The organism is Ruegeria sp. CDSC079 (assembly GCF_059610505.1).
The window spans coordinates 623,365-637,698 of the sequence record NZ_JBXWNT010000001.1 but is presented as its reverse complement, the minus strand read 5'-3'; the positions used below and the strand labels follow the sequence as shown (position 1 = coordinate 637,698).

The 14,334-nt window shown below is 56.7% G+C and carries 12 protein-coding genes; 9 read left to right on the top strand and 3 right to left on the bottom strand.

Going from position 1 to position 14,334, the window contains the following annotated elements:
- The first annotated feature begins 79 nt into the window (after window positions 1-79).
- Complete coding sequence (locus AC2FIC_RS03220) at window positions 80-2,167, top strand: dipeptide ABC transporter ATP-binding protein (RefSeq protein WP_496690673.1); 2,088 nt, start codon at window positions 80-82, stop codon at window positions 2,165-2,167.
- 141 nt (window positions 2,168-2,308) lie between these two features.
- On the opposite strand, the gene AC2FIC_RS03215 is transcribed toward AC2FIC_RS03220, so the two are convergent.
- A complete protein-coding gene (locus AC2FIC_RS03215; protein ID WP_271946701.1) occupies window positions 2,309-2,887 on the bottom strand; it encodes a lytic transglycosylase domain-containing protein in 579 nt (192 codons plus the stop codon).
- 207 nt (window positions 2,888-3,094) lie between these two features.
- Here AC2FIC_RS03215 and ssb point away from each other — a divergent pair, with 207 nt between their 5' ends.
- Both ssb and AC2FIC_RS03205 read left to right on the top strand, forming a co-directional pair.
- The gene (ssb, locus tag AC2FIC_RS03210) at window positions 3,095-3,598 is read left to right on the top strand and encodes a single-stranded DNA-binding protein (protein WP_496690674.1); all 504 of its coding nucleotides are present in this window, start codon (window positions 3,095-3,097) and stop codon (window positions 3,596-3,598) included.
- 18 nt (window positions 3,599-3,616) lie between these two features.
- A complete protein-coding gene (locus AC2FIC_RS03205) occupies window positions 3,617-4,687 on the top strand; it encodes a site-2 protease family protein (RefSeq protein WP_496690675.1) in 1,071 nt (356 codons plus the stop codon).
- Here AC2FIC_RS03205 and aroB read toward each other — a convergent pair whose 3' ends face one another.
- Window positions 4,688-5,794 carry a 3-dehydroquinate synthase gene (aroB, locus tag AC2FIC_RS03200; protein ID WP_496690676.1) on the bottom strand — a complete coding sequence of 369 codons (1,107 nt, stop codon included), beginning with the start codon at window positions 5,792-5,794 and terminating at the stop codon, window positions 4,688-4,690.
- On the bottom strand, window positions 5,795-6,382 hold the full coding sequence (locus AC2FIC_RS03195) for a shikimate kinase (RefSeq protein ID WP_496690677.1): 588 nt from the start codon (window positions 6,380-6,382) through the stop codon (window positions 5,795-5,797).
- 79 nt (window positions 6,383-6,461) lie between these two features.
- On the opposite strand from AC2FIC_RS03195, the gene AC2FIC_RS03190 reads away from it, so the two are divergent.
- The 6 genes from AC2FIC_RS03190 (at window position 6,462) to AC2FIC_RS03165 (ending at window position 13,593) form a co-directional block, all read left to right on the top strand.
- Window positions 6,462-6,611: a hypothetical protein gene (locus AC2FIC_RS03190; RefSeq protein ID WP_185956616.1), complete on the top strand. Its 150-nt coding sequence runs from the start codon at window positions 6,462-6,464 to the stop codon at window positions 6,609-6,611.
- Window positions 6,601-8,124: a hypothetical protein gene (locus tag AC2FIC_RS03185; RefSeq protein WP_496690678.1), complete on the top strand. Its 1,524-nt coding sequence runs from the start codon at window positions 6,601-6,603 to the stop codon at window positions 8,122-8,124. Before AC2FIC_RS03190 ends, AC2FIC_RS03185 begins: the two co-directional genes overlap by 11 nt.
- Window positions 8,125-8,126: 2 nt before the next feature.
- Complete coding sequence (locus AC2FIC_RS03180; RefSeq protein ID WP_496677775.1) at window positions 8,127-9,080, top strand: site-specific tyrosine recombinase XerD; 954 nt, start codon at window positions 8,127-8,129, stop codon at window positions 9,078-9,080.
- Window positions 9,081-9,143: 63 nt separating this feature from the next.
- Window positions 9,144-10,451 (top strand): HlyC/CorC family transporter, encoded by a 1,308-nt coding sequence (locus AC2FIC_RS03175; protein WP_142634257.1) that lies wholly within the window; start codon window positions 9,144-9,146, stop codon window positions 10,449-10,451.
- A 93-nt stretch (window positions 10,452-10,544) separates the two neighbouring features.
- Window positions 10,545-12,962 carry a GcvT family protein gene (locus AC2FIC_RS03170; RefSeq protein ID WP_496690679.1) on the top strand — a complete coding sequence of 806 codons (2,418 nt, stop codon included), beginning with the start codon at window positions 10,545-10,547 and terminating at the stop codon, window positions 12,960-12,962.
- A gap of 31 nt (window positions 12,963-12,993) precedes the next feature.
- A complete protein-coding gene (locus AC2FIC_RS03165) occupies window positions 12,994-13,593 on the top strand; it encodes a nucleotidyltransferase family protein (protein WP_496690680.1) in 600 nt (199 codons plus the stop codon).
- Window positions 13,594-14,334 lie beyond the last annotated feature (741 nt).

Sequence of the window (14,334 nt, the reverse complement as noted above, 5' to 3'; positions counted from 1 at the left end):
GGGGGCCCTGCCCCCGGACCCCCGAGGTATTTTTGGCCAGATGAAGGGAATCCCCGGGATCTGGTGAGGAGCAACACAGATGACCAAACTTGCGTCCTATGAGGGCCCGATATTGGAGATCGACAAGCTGTCGATTTCGTTTTTCACGCGGTTGCGCGAGATCCCTGCAGTGATGGATTTTTCGGTCAGCGTGCAGCCTGGTGAAGCTGTGGGGCTGGTTGGGGAATCGGGGTGCGGGAAATCCACCGTTGCGTTGGGCGTCATGCAGGATCTGGGCAAGAACGGGCGTGTTGTTGGCGGATCCATCAAGTTCAAGGGTCGTGACCTATCCGAGATGACGGCCGAGGAGCTGCGCGATATTCGCGGCAATGAAATAGCCATGATCTATCAGGAACCTATGGCCAGCCTGAACCCCGCGATGAAGATCGGTCGGCAGCTGATGGAAGTACCGATGATCCACGAGGGCGTCAGCAAGGACGAGGCCTATGCCCGTGCGCTGGAAGTGGTCACCGATGTACGCCTGCCCGACCCTGAACGGATGCTGAATTCTTTCCCCCACCAGCTGTCGGGAGGCCAGCAACAGCGCATCGTGATCGCGATGGCGCTGATGTCCAAGCCATCGTTGCTGATCCTGGACGAGCCCACCACCGCGCTTGACGTGACCGTCGAGGCCGCGGTGGTCGAGCTGGTCAAGGATCTGGGCAAGAAATACGGCACCTCTATGCTGTTCATCAGCCACAATCTGGGGCTGGTGCTGGAAACCTGCGACCGGCTGTGCGTGATGTATTCCGGCGAAGCGGTCGAGCGCGGCTCGATCAAGGATGTGTTCGACGAAATGCAGCACCCCTATACGCAGGCGCTCTTCCGGTCGATTCCACTGCCGGGTGCGGACAAGAACGCGCGCCCGCTGGTGGCCATTCCGGGCAATTTCCCCCTGCCCCATGAGCGCCCTCCGGGCTGCAACTTTGGCCCACGCTGCGACTATTTCGAGGAAGGTCGCTGTGACGCGCAGAACATTCTGATGGAGGCCGTGCCATGCAATGACCGGCATCATACCCGCTGTCTGAAATTTCAGGAGATCGACTGGAACGCGCCCATCACCCTGGCCGAGCAAAAGGAAAAAGGTGAGATTGGCCGCGTTGTTCTGAAGATGGAAAATCTCAAGAAATACTATGAGGTTGCGGCAAATGCACTGTTCGGCGGCGGCGAAGCGAAGGTAGTCAAAGCCAACGAAACGCTGAGCTTTGAGGCGCATGAATCCGAGACACTCGCCATTGTGGGCGAATCCGGCTGCGGCAAATCCACCTTTGCCAAAGTTCTTATGGGGTTGGAGACGGCAACGGACGGGCAGATCCTGCTGGACAACCGCAATATCGAGGACGTGCCCATCGAAGAGCGCGACGCCAAGACAGTGGGCGAGGTTCAGATGGTGTTCCAGAATCCATTCGACACGTTGAATCCTTCGATGACCGTGGGCCGTCAGATCATCCGCGCTCTGGAAATCTTTGGCGTCGGTAAGTCCGAGGCCGAGCGCAAGAAGCGGATGCTCGAACTGTTGGACTTGGTGAAACTGCCCCGCGCCTTTGCCGAGCGGATGCCGCGACAGCTTTCGGGTGGTCAGAAACAGCGTGTCGGCATCGCCCGCGCCTTTGCCGGGGATGCGCGGATCGTGGTGGCGGATGAGCCGGTCTCGGCGCTGGATGTATCGGTGCAGGCGGCGGTAACCGACCTGCTGATGGAGATCCAACGCGAGCACAAAACCACACTGCTGTTCATCAGCCACGACCTGTCGATCGTGCGCTATCTCAGCGACCGGGTGATGGTGATGTATCTGGGCCATGTGGTCGAGCTGGGCACCACTGATCAGGTGTTTGCGCCGCCCTATCACCCCTATACAGAAGCCCTGCTGAGCGCGGTCCCCATCGCCGATACATCGGTCGAGAAGCAGCACATCGTCTTGGAAGGCGACATCCCATCAGCGATGAACCCGCCTCCTGGCTGTCCGTTTCAGACCCGCTGTCGCTGGAAATCCGAAGTCCCCAACGGTCTTTGCGAAAGAGATGTCCCACCCGTGAAAACCCTGGCAGACGGTCATCAGGTCAAATGCCATCTGGCAGACGACATCCTGGCACGTATGGAACCCGTCATAAAAATCGCCGCTGAGTAATGGGATTGGGTACGCAACAAGGGCGTCGGTAAGGTGGTTCCGGCGCCCTAATTAAGCGACACGACCTCGAGCAGCCTGTCACTGAACGCGCTGATTTGGCCAAGCCGCATCACCTGTTGATCCGGCAATTCATCGGGCGGCCTAACCGCCCCAAATCACCTTCACGTAATTCTGGGTTTCCTTGTAGGGTGGTACGCCACCGTGTTTTTCAACAGCCTGAGGTCCGGCATTATAGGCGGCCAGCGCAAGCCGCCAGGATTTGAACTTGCGGTATTGCCAGGACAGATACCGGGCCCCACCTTCAAGATTCTGTTTCGGGTCGCGCGGGTTCACGCCCAATAATTGCGCGGTCCCGGGCATCAACTGGGCCAGACCCAACGCGCCTTTATGTGACACGGCATGCGGATTCCATCCACTTTCCTGCTGAACAAGGCGCAGGAACAGCTCTTCGGGAACATCGTGTTTACGAGCCGCTTGCCGCGCCATCGTCAGGTACTCACCCCGATAGTTGCCGGAATATCGTTTACTGAATTGTGGTTGAGGCGTCTTAGGTTTCAACCGATCTGAATCGCGGTACTGGGTGGCCGCACGGCCGTCCAAATATTTGGATTGCTTCAGAAAGATGTCCTTACGGCTTTTGGTAGACAGCGTATCCGCCGCAGCGAGTCCACAGGTCAACGCAAAGCAAAGAACCGATAAAAAACCAAATCTGAAACGCATTAATGCCTGTCCCGCACTGTCACGAACCCGAGTGAGTATATGTATTTCAGCCAATAATGAAAGCATGGTAAATTTTCTCTGTGCAAACTCCCGACCAGTTCATTTCTCATGATCCATGTTCCAACCATGGTTCAGGGCGTATAGGGTCTCAGAAATACACAGCGCCAGATTCGGGCGCACTCAAGTCAGTTAAGAACGGGGAAATACATGGCGGGTTCTGTCAACAAGGTCATTCTGGTGGGAAATCTGGGGCGCGATCCCGAGGTACGGTCGTTCCAGAACGGTGGCAAGGTCTGCAATCTGCGCATCGCCACTTCCGAGACCTGGAAAGACCGCAACACCGGCGAACGCCGCGAGCGGACAGAATGGCACTCGGTCGCGATTTTTTCAGAACCATTGGCCCGCATTGCCGAGCAATATCTGCGCAAGGGCAGCAAAGTTTATATCGAAGGTCAGCTGGAAACCCGCAAGTGGCAGGATCAGTCCGGTCAGGACCGCTATAGCACTGAGGTGGTTTTGCGCCCCTATCGCGGCGAGCTGACTTTGCTGGATGCGCGTGGAGAAGGCGGCGGCGGTGGCGGTGGCGGCGGTCAATCCGGCGGTTACGGTGGCGGCCAGGCAGGTGGTGGCTATGGTGACCCCTATGGCGGACAATCCAGCGCCCCGGCACCCGCATCTGGTGGAATAGACGACGACGAGATTCCGTTCTAAGCACACCGGAGACACATCATGACATGGTCCTTCTCGCTCGGCCGACTAATGGGGTCGGAACTGAAGGTCCATGTCACCTTTTTCCTCTTGTTGGCATGGGTTGGATTCGCAGCCTATTCTACCGGAGGGATGCAGGCCGCGATCGGGAATCTGATTTTCGTGCTTGCCCTTTTTGCATGTGTGGTCGCGCATGAGTTTGGTCACGCGCTGATGGCTCGGCGCTATGGCATAAAAACACCGGACATTACTTTATTACCGATCGGCGGTCTTGCCCGGTTGGAACGGATGCCAGAGAACCCCATGCAAGAGGTATCGGTGGCTTTGGCCGGTCCTGCGGTAAACGTCATCATCTGGATCATCCTCGTCTTTTTGGGCGCAGGAATGCCATTTGAAACACTAGCGAATATTGATTCACCCGAGACCGGGCTTTTGAACCGCCTCGCCTATGTGAACCTTCTTCTGGCTGCCTTTAATCTCATCCCCGCATTCCCGATGGATGGTGGACGCGTTTTTCGCGCACTGCTCTGCCTGAGGATGGATCGGGTCAAGGCCACGCGCATTGCCGCATTTGCCGGTCAGATAGTGGCGGTAGGATTGGGGTTTCTGGGGCTAAGCACAGGCAATCCGTTGTTGGTTCTGATCGCGGTTTTTGTATTCGTTGCCGCCAATGCAGAAAGCCAGGACGTCGCAATGCGATCAGTGGCGCGTCAGGTTCTGGCCCGCGACGCCATGATCACCGAGTTTCACGCCCTATCGCCAAGCGACACGCTTGCGACCGCCGCTCAAGCGGTTATTCACACCACTCAGCATGAATTTCCATTGTTGGATGCAACAGGGAAACTGCAGGGCTTTGTCACGCGCGACCGGCTGTTTGCTGCCCTCGCCAAAGATATTCCCCGGTCAGAATTGGCCAGTTCAATCATGGTTGAGGATATCCCGACAGTGACCCTGAGCAGCGGATTGGAAGCGGTTCTGAAACAGTTCCACGGGGGTGCCCCCGCAGTTGCCGTCTGCACGCGGTCAGATCAGATGGTCGGCTATATTACCCGTGAAAATATTGGCGAGTTAATGATCATTCGCGGACGTTGATCAACCCAGCGCGTCCTTGAGGACACTCAAAACCGCATCCCGCGGAACATCCGACGTGACAAATGCCTGCCCGATGCCTCGGGCCAGAATGAAACGCAGTTGGCCATCGATAACCTTCTTGTCCTGCGCCATCAGCTCGACCAGCGCTTCGGCGTCGGGCAAATCCCCGTTGATATCGGAAATGTCGGTTTTCATGCCCATCGCACGCAGATGTGCCCGAACCCGGCTTGGGTCCTCTTGCGAACATAAACCAAGTCGCGCCGACAGTTCGAATGCCAGTGCGCATCCAATCGCAACGCCTTCACCATGCAGCAAACGATCAGAATACCCGGTCGCAGCCTCAAGCGCATGACAGAACGTATGCCCGAGATTCAGCAGGGCGCGATCCCCCTGCTCGGTCTCATCACGAGCGACGATGTCGGCTTTCATCTGAACGGATCGGGTGACGGCCCGAACCCGCGCGGCCATATCCCCGCCCGAGACATCGGGGCCATAGCCCTCGAGCCATTCAAAGAATGCGGCATCCCCCAACAGCCCGTATTTTACGACCTCACCATAACCGGACAGGAAATCCCTGTCGGTCATTGTGCCCAGAACCGAAGTATCCGCCAGCACCAGTGAGGGTTGATGAAATGCGCCAATCAGGTTCTTGCCCTGCGGTGCGTTGATCCCGGTTTTGCCGCCGACCGAACTGTCGACCTGCGCTAGCAGCGAAGTTGGTATCTGAACAAACCGTACGCCCCGGCGCAAAACGGCCGCGGCAAATCCGGCGAGATCACCTATAACCCCACCTCCGAACGCAACCACCACGTCACGCCGCTCGATTTTCTCGGCCAACAGCCATTCGACCGCACGCTCAAAATGCGGCCAGCTTTTGGTCGCTTCGCCCGCGGGCAGCGCCAATGCGGACATTTCGATCCCTGCGCTGGCCAACCCATCCCGCAACGCGTCAAGATGCAGGCTCGCCACGTTTTCATCGGTCAGAACCGCTACTTTGGGTCGCGGCAGCAAAGGCGCTATGCGCTGACCGGCCTGCGTCAGCAGATCGGGGCCGATCTCAACATCATAGGACCGATCCCCAAGCTCAACATGTACGGTTTGGTGCATCTATTTCCGTTCCAAAACATCAGGTCGCGTCATCAGAGCTTTGACGACACGCTCTACCATATCTTCAATCGAGACATCCCCGTCGGACGAAACCGCCAGATCGGCGCGTTCATAGATCGGAACACGCTGATCGTACAATGCACGAAGGGTCGCAAACGGGTTTTCGGTGCGCAAAAGCGGGCGCGTATCCTTGTGGCGAACCCGGTTCCACAACACGTTCAAATCGGCGCGCAACCAGACCGACACGCCGCGTTGAGTGATCATGTCGCGGTTTTGTTCGGCCATAAAGGCGCCGCCGCCGGTAGAAAGGATACCTTTTTCCTCGACCAAAAGCCGCCCGATGACCTGACTTTCCTTGCTGCGAAAAAAGGCTTCGCCATCACGCTCGAATATCTCGGGGATGGTCATGTTGGCCGCTGATTCGATTTCAGCATCGCTATCGAGGAAAGGAACCCTCAACCGAGCGGCCAATGCGCGGCCTACGGCGGTCTTTCCGGCCCCCATCATACCTACAAGCACCACTGTTTTGTGCAGTGTATAGTCCGAAACGGCAGATGCCGCATGGGTGTTATGCTTAATTTCGCTCATTTCATCGTGAATGACGTGATCTTAGGAAAAATGCCAGTTATAACTTGGTCAAAAGAGAAAATTGAGGCAGCGTTTGACCATGGGCCGTCTGATCAAGTTCCTGATATATCTGATTTGCCTGTGTTTCATCGGGCTGGTGGGATATGTCTACCTGGGTGAGTTTTTTGGTGCGGATTTCTCTGCGCCGCAAAGCGAGGTCAGGGAGCCGGTAATACTGAATGTCGAATAAAGTGGCGGTGGTTGCACTGTTTCTTGCAGGAACAGCGCAGGCGCAGCAGGAACCCCTTTCTGTTATTGAATGGCTGGCCAATCCTCCGGAAAACCTTCCGGGGACGGTTTTGCTTGAGCCACCCGTGGCGCAGCCCGGCGGTCAGCCCGATGTTCTTGTGACCCCGCTTCAGGCATTGTCACAACCCCTGGGCCTGGTTGCTTCGACTGTCACAGGATTGCCTGTCGACATGTGGCAGAACAGCGATCCCCAACGCTTGTCCGAACTGATCGAAAGCGTCCCGGTCAAGTACAACCCTGCAATGCAGCGTTTGCTGTTCACGTTGCTTTTAACCGAAGCTCGGGCACCGACGTCCAGTAAAGGGGAAGAGATTTTGCTTTTGGCGCGGCTCGACCGCCTCATGCATCTTGGCGCTGCGGACCCCACGCAATCATTGGTACAGCTGGCAGGCCCGACGAACAGTCTTGACCGGTTTCAACGCTGGTTCGACGCCACCCTTCTGACCGGGGATGAAGATCGCAGTTGCACGGCGCTGATTGCTCAGCCGCATTTGTCACGGGACTATGCCGCTCAGATTTTCTGCAAGGCCCGGCGTGGGGATTGGGACTCGGCCGCTCTCACGCTTGAGGCAGCCCATGCCCTACAGGTTCTGGCACCACAAGAGCTGGAGGTTCTGGACAGGTTTCTAAGCCCCGAACTGTACGAAGATGCCGAGTATCTGCCGCAACCGGACGACCCGTCGCCCCTGATGTTCCGCTTGTTCGAAGCTATTGGCGAACGTTTGCCCTCGGCTGCTTTGCCTCGCGTCTTCGCAAATGCGGATCTGCGGGATGTTGCGGGCTGGAAGGCTCAGGTCGAAGCCGCAGAACGGTTGACCCGCGTTGGGGCGCTTACGCCAAATCAACTGCTGGGGCTCTATACAGAACGGTCTCCGGCGGCGTCTGGAGCCGTATGGGACCGGGTATCGTCGATACAGCGGTTCGAAAAAGCACTGGATTCTGGCAATTCGGCAAAGATCGCCAAAGCTCTGCCGGTGGTTTGGAACCAGATGCGCAATATCGGCCTGGAAGTGCCATTCGCTGAACTTTTCGCCGGGCGCCTCTCTCAGGTCAAACTACAGAAACCCGCGGCCGAGGATCTGCGGTGGCGCATTCTGTTGCTGTCAGATCTATATGAAACAGCGGCGTTGTCGGCTCCGGACAATTCTGAAGAAAGTCAGTTTCTGGCTGCGCTGGCTCAGGGTGATCCGGGGCGCGCGCCCTCCCCTTCGCCGCTGGCGGATGCCGTTGCAGAGGGGTTTGCATGGGCGGCGCCGGTGCCAACCGATATTGGCAACATGCTGGACGAAGGCCGCCTCGGTGAGGCGCTTCTGGAGACGATGGTCCTGTTTGCCCATGGATCGCGGGGAAATCTGGTCGACCTGACAGCTGCCATGGCAACCCTGCGCCGGGTCGGTCTAGAAGATACCGCGCGCCGCGCCGCGCTGAACCTGCTGATCCTGCAGGGCAAGTGATCATGACGTCTCCGGGCTCTGACGAAATCTGGATTTCGACCTTTCTGGAAGCACAGGCCGCCGAGTTAGGCGCTGCCCAAAATACGCTTGTTGCCTATGGCCGCGATCTCAAGGATTTTGCGGCCTGGCTGCGGCGCCGGAAAATTGGGTTTGCCGAGGCCGACGCCAAGCAGGTTGAGGATTACCTGATCAGTTGCGACGCACAGGGATTGGCTCAATCCACCCGCGCCCGCCGTTTGTCTGCCATAAAACAGATTTATCGGTTCGCATTCGAGGAAGGCTGGCGTTCGACAAACCCCGCGATCAAGATCAAAGGCCCAGGACGGCCAAAGCGGCTGCCGAAAACTCTGGATGTATCCGAGGTGGACCGGTTATTGGTTGCTGCGCGCGAAAGCGGGCGAAACAACATCGAAAAGCTGCGCAATACCTGCCTGATGGAAATCCTGTATGCCACCGGGATGCGTGTCACTGAACTGGTATCGTTGCCGGTGTCATCGGCGCGCGGCGATCCGAGGATGCTCTTGGTATTGGGAAAAGGCGGCAAAGAGCGGATGGTTCCACTGTCCCCACCGGCTCGACAGGCGCTTTCGGCATGGTTGGCGGCTCGGGATGAGACTGAGGAAAAGCGTGTTACAAAGGGTGGGCAGAGTTCCCGATTTCTTTTTCCCTCACGTGGCAAGGCCGGGCATCTGACACGGCATATGTTCTATCATCTGATCAAGGAACTGGCGGTTCACGGTGGGGTTTCGCCCGAAAAGGTTACACCTCACACCTTGCGTCACGCTTTTGCGACACATCTTCTTGCCAACGGTGCCGATTTGCGATCGATCCAAACATTGCTTGGTCACGCGGATGTGGCGACCACAGAAATCTATACTCATGTCCTGGAAGAACGGCTGGCTGAACTGGTGTTGCAGCATCACCCATTAGCTAAAGATCCAGTTGAAAAGGGCTAACTCCTTGATCCAGTCAAGCCGCGCCCCCATAACAGACGCAGAAACACAAGCAGCTAAGGACCGATGGAACCCTCAACTTCTCTGATCGACGGCACATTCTGGCTTACGTCCGGTGCCATATTGCTATTGCTCTTCTTATCGGGGTTTTTCTCGGGTTCTGAAACGGCTCTGACGGCCTCGTCACGCGGCAAGCTGCGGGCGCAGGCGGACAAAGGGTCGCGCGGGGCGCAGAAGGCGCTGGACATCACCGACGACAACGAACGGCTGATCGGATCGGTTTTGCTGGGCAACAACCTGGTCAACATTCTTGCGGCCTCGTTGGCCACAGCGATGTTCACGCGCCTCTTTGGCGAAAGCGGCGTAGCATTGGCAACCCTGGTCATGACCTTGCTGGTTCTGATTTTTGCTGAAGTTTTGCCCAAGACTTATGCCATAACCAATTCGGAAAAAGCGGCATCCGCCGTTGCTCCGATCATCAGCGTGGTTGTCACCCTATTCTCACCGGTCGTTTCGGCCGTACGCCTATTGGTACGGGGAGTTTTACGCCTCTTCGGTGTACAGATCGACCCGGATAGCAACATTCTGGCCGTGCGCGACGAAATCGTTGGGGCCCTGCATCTGGGCCATTCCGAAGGCGTGGTCGAGAAGGAAGACCGTGACCGCATTCTTGGCGCTTTGGATCTGGGTGAACGTGCGGTTGAAGAGATCATGCTCCATCGTTCGAATATCGAGATGGTTGATGCGGATGACGCTCCCGAGGCGATCCTGAAACAATGCCTTGAAAGCCCCCATACACGCCTGCCTGTCTTTAGGGACGAACCAGAAAACATCGTTGGGGTTGTTCACGCCAAAGACCTGTTCCGCGCTATGTATGCTCATGCAGGAAGCAGCGAACGTGAAAACAACCGACTGAAAGAGTTCGATGTCTCAAAGGTAGCGAACGCCCCTTATTTTGTGCCTGAAACGACCACTCTGGACGATCAGATGCGGGAATTCCTGCGGATGCATAGCCATTTTGCGCTGGTGGTCGACGAATATGGTTCACTCAGGGGTCTAATCACGCTTGAAGATATCCTCGAAGAAATCGTCGGCGAGATTGCTGATGAGTTTGATATTGATGAGGACGTCCCGGTAACGCGAACCGAAGACGGCCAGTACCTTGTTGAAGGCGCCATGACGATCCGCGATGTAAACCGCGCGATGGAATGGTCTTTGCCCGACGAAGAGGCCAATACCGTGGCCGGTCTGGTCATCCACGAAGCGCAGATGATCCCGATCACGGGTCAGGTATTCTCGTTCCACGGTTTCAGATTCGAAGTCGTCGCGCGCGAAGGCAACAGGATCACAGAGCTGAAGATCCGTCCCCTCTGATCCTCTCGCCGCGACAGCCTATGTCGTGAACGGAACAGTATCCCTGGTTCTGCGATTGCAGGCTTTGACTATATCGCAAGGGGAGACTGTGACGTGAAGACAACAACTCAGGTAGCTGTAATCGGTGGCGGCGTTGTCGGGTGTTCGGTTCTTTATCACCTGACCAAGCTGGGCTGGTCGGATGTGATGCTGCTGGAGCGGTCCGAATTGACCAGTGGCTCGACCTGGCACGCGGCGGGTGGTTTCCACACATTGAACGGCGACACTAATATGGCCGCACTGCAAGGCTATACGATCCGGCTGTATAAAGAGCTGGAAGAGATCACCGGCATGTCCTGTGGCCTGCACCACGTTGGCGGCATAACGTTGGCCGACGACCGCGACCGGTTTGACATGCTCCTGGCCGAACGTGCCAAGCACCGCTTTATGGGGTTAGAGACCGAAATCGTAGGCCCTGAAGAGATAAGGAAAATCGCACCGATCACCAATACCGACGGCATCATCGGCGCGCTCTATGATCCGCTGGACGGGCATCTTGATCCGTCCGGAACCACCCATGCCTATGCCAAAGCGGCGCGGATGGGCGGCGCAACAATCGAAACCCATTGCATGGTGCACGAAACAAATCAGCGCGCCGATGGCACCTGGGATGTGGTCACCAACAAGGGCACGATTCATGCCGAACATGTGGTCAACGCTGGTGGGCTCTGGGCGCGCGAGGTTGGCGCCATGGCCGGTGTCTATTTCCCGCTGCATCCGATGGAACATCAGTACCTGGTCACCGACTCGATCCCCCAAATTGAGGCAATTATCGACGCAGGTGGCGAACATCCCCATGTTATGGATCCCGCCGGCGAAAGCTATCTGCGGCAAGAGGGACGCGGTCTGTGCATCGGCTTTTATGAACAAACCTGCAGGCCCTGGGCTGTCGACGGCACCCCGTGGGATTTCGGTCACGAGCTTCTTCCCGATGATTTCGACAAGATCACCGATAGTATTGAATTCGCCTATCGCCGCTTTCCTGTTCTGGCCGAGGCTGGTGTGAAATCGGTGATCCACGGGCCGTTTACCTTTGCACCGGACGGCAATCCTCTGGTCGGGCCGGTTCCGGGGTTGCGCAACTATTGGTCGGCCTGCGGCGTGATGGCCGGGTTCAGCCAGGGCGGCGGCGTTGGTCTGACACTGGCGCAATGGATGATAGAAGGCGAGCCAGAGCGCGACGTCTTTGCGATGGACGTGGCGCGGTTCGGGGATTGGATCAGCCCGGGCTATACCCGTCCAAAGGTCATCGAGAACTATCAGAAGCGGTTCAGCGTCTCTTATCCGAACGAGGAATTGCCGGCAGCCCGCCCAGCCCGCACAACGCCGATGTATGATATCTTTACCGATCTTGGTGCTGTGTGGGGTCAGCAATACGGGCTTGAGGTGCCCAATTACTTTGCCCAAGGGGATGAACCGGGCTATGAAACGCCCTCGTTCCGCCGATCCAACGCATTCGATGCCACCGGGCGCGAAGTTCGGGCCGTGCGATCAGGTGTTGGCATCAACGAAGTGCACAATTTTGGTAAATACCGCATTGTTGGACCTGCTGCCCGTGATTGGCTGGATCGGATCATGGCGGGCCGAATCCCGAAACCGGGCCGCGTGTCGCTAACCCCGATGCTATCACCAAAGGGCAAGCTGATCGGTGATTTTACCGTTTCCTGTCTTGATGAGACCGAGTTCCGCCTGACCGCCTCCTACGGCTCTCAGGCGTTTCACATGCGCTGGTTCCTGCGAAATGCGCAGAATGGCGTGACTGTCGAAAACACCAGCGATCGGCAGAACGGGTTCCAGATCGCCGGCCCAAAAGCCACGCAGGTTCTGGCGGCCTGCACCCGTGATGACCTGAGCGGATTTCGGTTCCTCGATCTGCGCCGCATGACCGTTGGGATGACCAGCTGCATCGTCCAGCGCGTCAGCTATACCGGCGATCTCGGGTACGAGATCTACTGCGACCCCATGGCGCAACGGCAGGTGTGGTGGACGCTATGGCAGGCCGGGCAAGAACACGGCATCGTCCCCTTTGGTATGCGCGCGATGATGAGCCTGCGACTGGACAAATTCTTTGGCTCCTGGATGCGAGAGTTCTCGCCCGATTACACGGCCGCAGAGACCGGTCTGGATCGGTTCATTTCATTCTCTAAGAACGCCGATTTCATTGGCCGCGCAGCTGCCGAGGCGGAACGCACCTCAGGCCCTGCCCGTCGGCTGGTCGCGTTCGAGGTCGATGCCGAGGACGCTGATGTCAACGCGTATGAGCCGATTTGGCTGGACGGAAAAGTCGCCGGGTTCTGCACTTCGGGTGGCTATTCACACTATGCAGGCAAGTCCATTGCCATGGGGTTTCTGCCAACAGACCGCGCTGTGGACGGGCTGGAAGTAAAAATCGAAATACTTGGCCAGTTGTGCAAGGCACGTGTGATCTCAGAACCGTTATTCGACGCCGATGGCGCGCGTATGAGGGGATGACACTGCTTTCATACGCTTGCATTGTCGGCGCATGACGCGAATACCCATCATCCTTCTGGCCGCCGGACAATCCCGGCGTATGCGAGGCGCAGATAAGCTGCTGAAAGAGATTGATGGCTGCCCGCTGCTGCTCCGTTCCGCCCAGACAGCACGGGCTGCATCGTCGGTTATTGTTGCCCTGCCGTCCAAGCCTCATCCCAGGTACGACGTGTTGCAGGGGCTGGACCTGCATCTGGTCGAAATCGCAGATGCGGAAGAAGGTATGAATGCCAGCTTACGAGGGGCCCTGTCTGCTGTTGGGCAAGAGGCCGAAGCCGTCATGGTTCTGCTAGCTGACCTGCCTGAAATCACTCTGGATGACCTTCAGACGCTGATCAAGGCAACTAAGGCGTATCCGGATAAGCTGATCTGGCGCGGGTCGACCGCGTCAGGACAGCCTGGCCACCCTGTGATCTTCAGCCGTCTCCTGTTCGATCAGATCAGCCGCCTGACCGGAGACGAAGGCGCACAATCTGTGGTTCGGGACCATCCGGACAAGGTCCATCTATGTGTGCTCCCCGGCCAACATGCCGTGCTGGATCTGGACACGCCCGAAGCATGGGATATCTGGACCAAAAATCGCAACAGTTAAAACGAGTACGGCCCGGTCAATGAAGACCGGGCCGGTTACCCAATTAAGGACTACCACTTTTCACTGATCCTGAAAGCGCGTCCAGAACACACTAGGCATTCCGAATATTCCGCAACCGAACCTAAACAAGACCCCCTCGTTAACATGCCGCTCAGCGCTTCCAGAGACTGTGACAAGCCGTTGGCACCCCCTAGTGCCGCCGACTTCCCTTCGCTTGGGCAAGACCATCGTCACCTATCAGATGCTCTCAAACAACGTAAAATTGGCCTAAACTTGCATTTTCTGATGTATCAGTTTGGTTTTTACGCAACATTTCTCTTAATGTGTTTCTACTATAGGTTGTTCGTTCGAGAAAATCTAAATGCAAGTACACTCCATTTATCACAGACCATATATATAACATGTTCATAATATGATATGTTTCCGGCAAATTCAGCCTATGACATCAGATCTACTCACAACCAATGGCTGTGTCATAAATCCATCAATTTCTGAGCGCTCGCTTTGTTTATCAAACAGATTTAATTCAACCAAAATCATCATTTGACTGCCGAACAGGCAACAATCCACCGATTCTCACCTTATGATTCGGAAGAATTCCGCGAATCTTTGCCACCCGACGCCGGGATAGAGCCTCTCGTTTGTGGCAAAATTAAGATTTATTAACCAACCAATCAGGAAAGTCACAGACTGATGCAGCATCTCTTGATCCAAGGCGCGGCCAGTGTCGCGTGCTTCAAT

Bases quoted from the DNA above. Each gene is read 5' to 3' on its own strand.
- AC2FIC_RS03220 (WP_496690673.1), top strand. From the start codon at position 80: ATGACCAAACTTGCGTCCTATGAGGGCCCGATATTGGAGATCGACAAG.
- AC2FIC_RS03215 (WP_271946701.1), bottom strand. From the start codon at position 2,887: ATGCGTTTCAGATTTGGTTTTTTATCGGTTCTTTGCTTTGCGTTGACC.
- ssb (WP_496690674.1), top strand. From the start codon at position 3,095: ATGGCGGGTTCTGTCAACAAGGTCATTCTGGTGGGAAATCTGGGGCGC.
- AC2FIC_RS03205 (WP_496690675.1), top strand. From the start codon at position 3,617: ATGACATGGTCCTTCTCGCTCGGCCGACTAATGGGGTCGGAACTGAAG.
- aroB (WP_496690676.1), bottom strand. From the start codon at position 5,794: ATGCACCAAACCGTACATGTTGAGCTTGGGGATCGGTCCTATGATGTT.
- AC2FIC_RS03195 (WP_496690677.1), bottom strand. From the start codon at position 6,382: ATGAGCGAAATTAAGCATAACACCCATGCGGCATCTGCCGTTTCGGAC.
- AC2FIC_RS03190 (WP_185956616.1), top strand. From the start codon at position 6,462: ATGGGCCGTCTGATCAAGTTCCTGATATATCTGATTTGCCTGTGTTTC.
- AC2FIC_RS03185 (WP_496690678.1), top strand. From the start codon at position 6,601: ATGTCGAATAAAGTGGCGGTGGTTGCACTGTTTCTTGCAGGAACAGCG.
- AC2FIC_RS03180 (WP_496677775.1), top strand. From the start codon at position 8,127: ATGACGTCTCCGGGCTCTGACGAAATCTGGATTTCGACCTTTCTGGAA.
- AC2FIC_RS03175 (WP_142634257.1), top strand. From the start codon at position 9,144: ATGGAACCCTCAACTTCTCTGATCGACGGCACATTCTGGCTTACGTCC.
- AC2FIC_RS03165 (WP_496690680.1), top strand. From the start codon at position 12,994: ATGACGCGAATACCCATCATCCTTCTGGCCGCCGGACAATCCCGGCGT.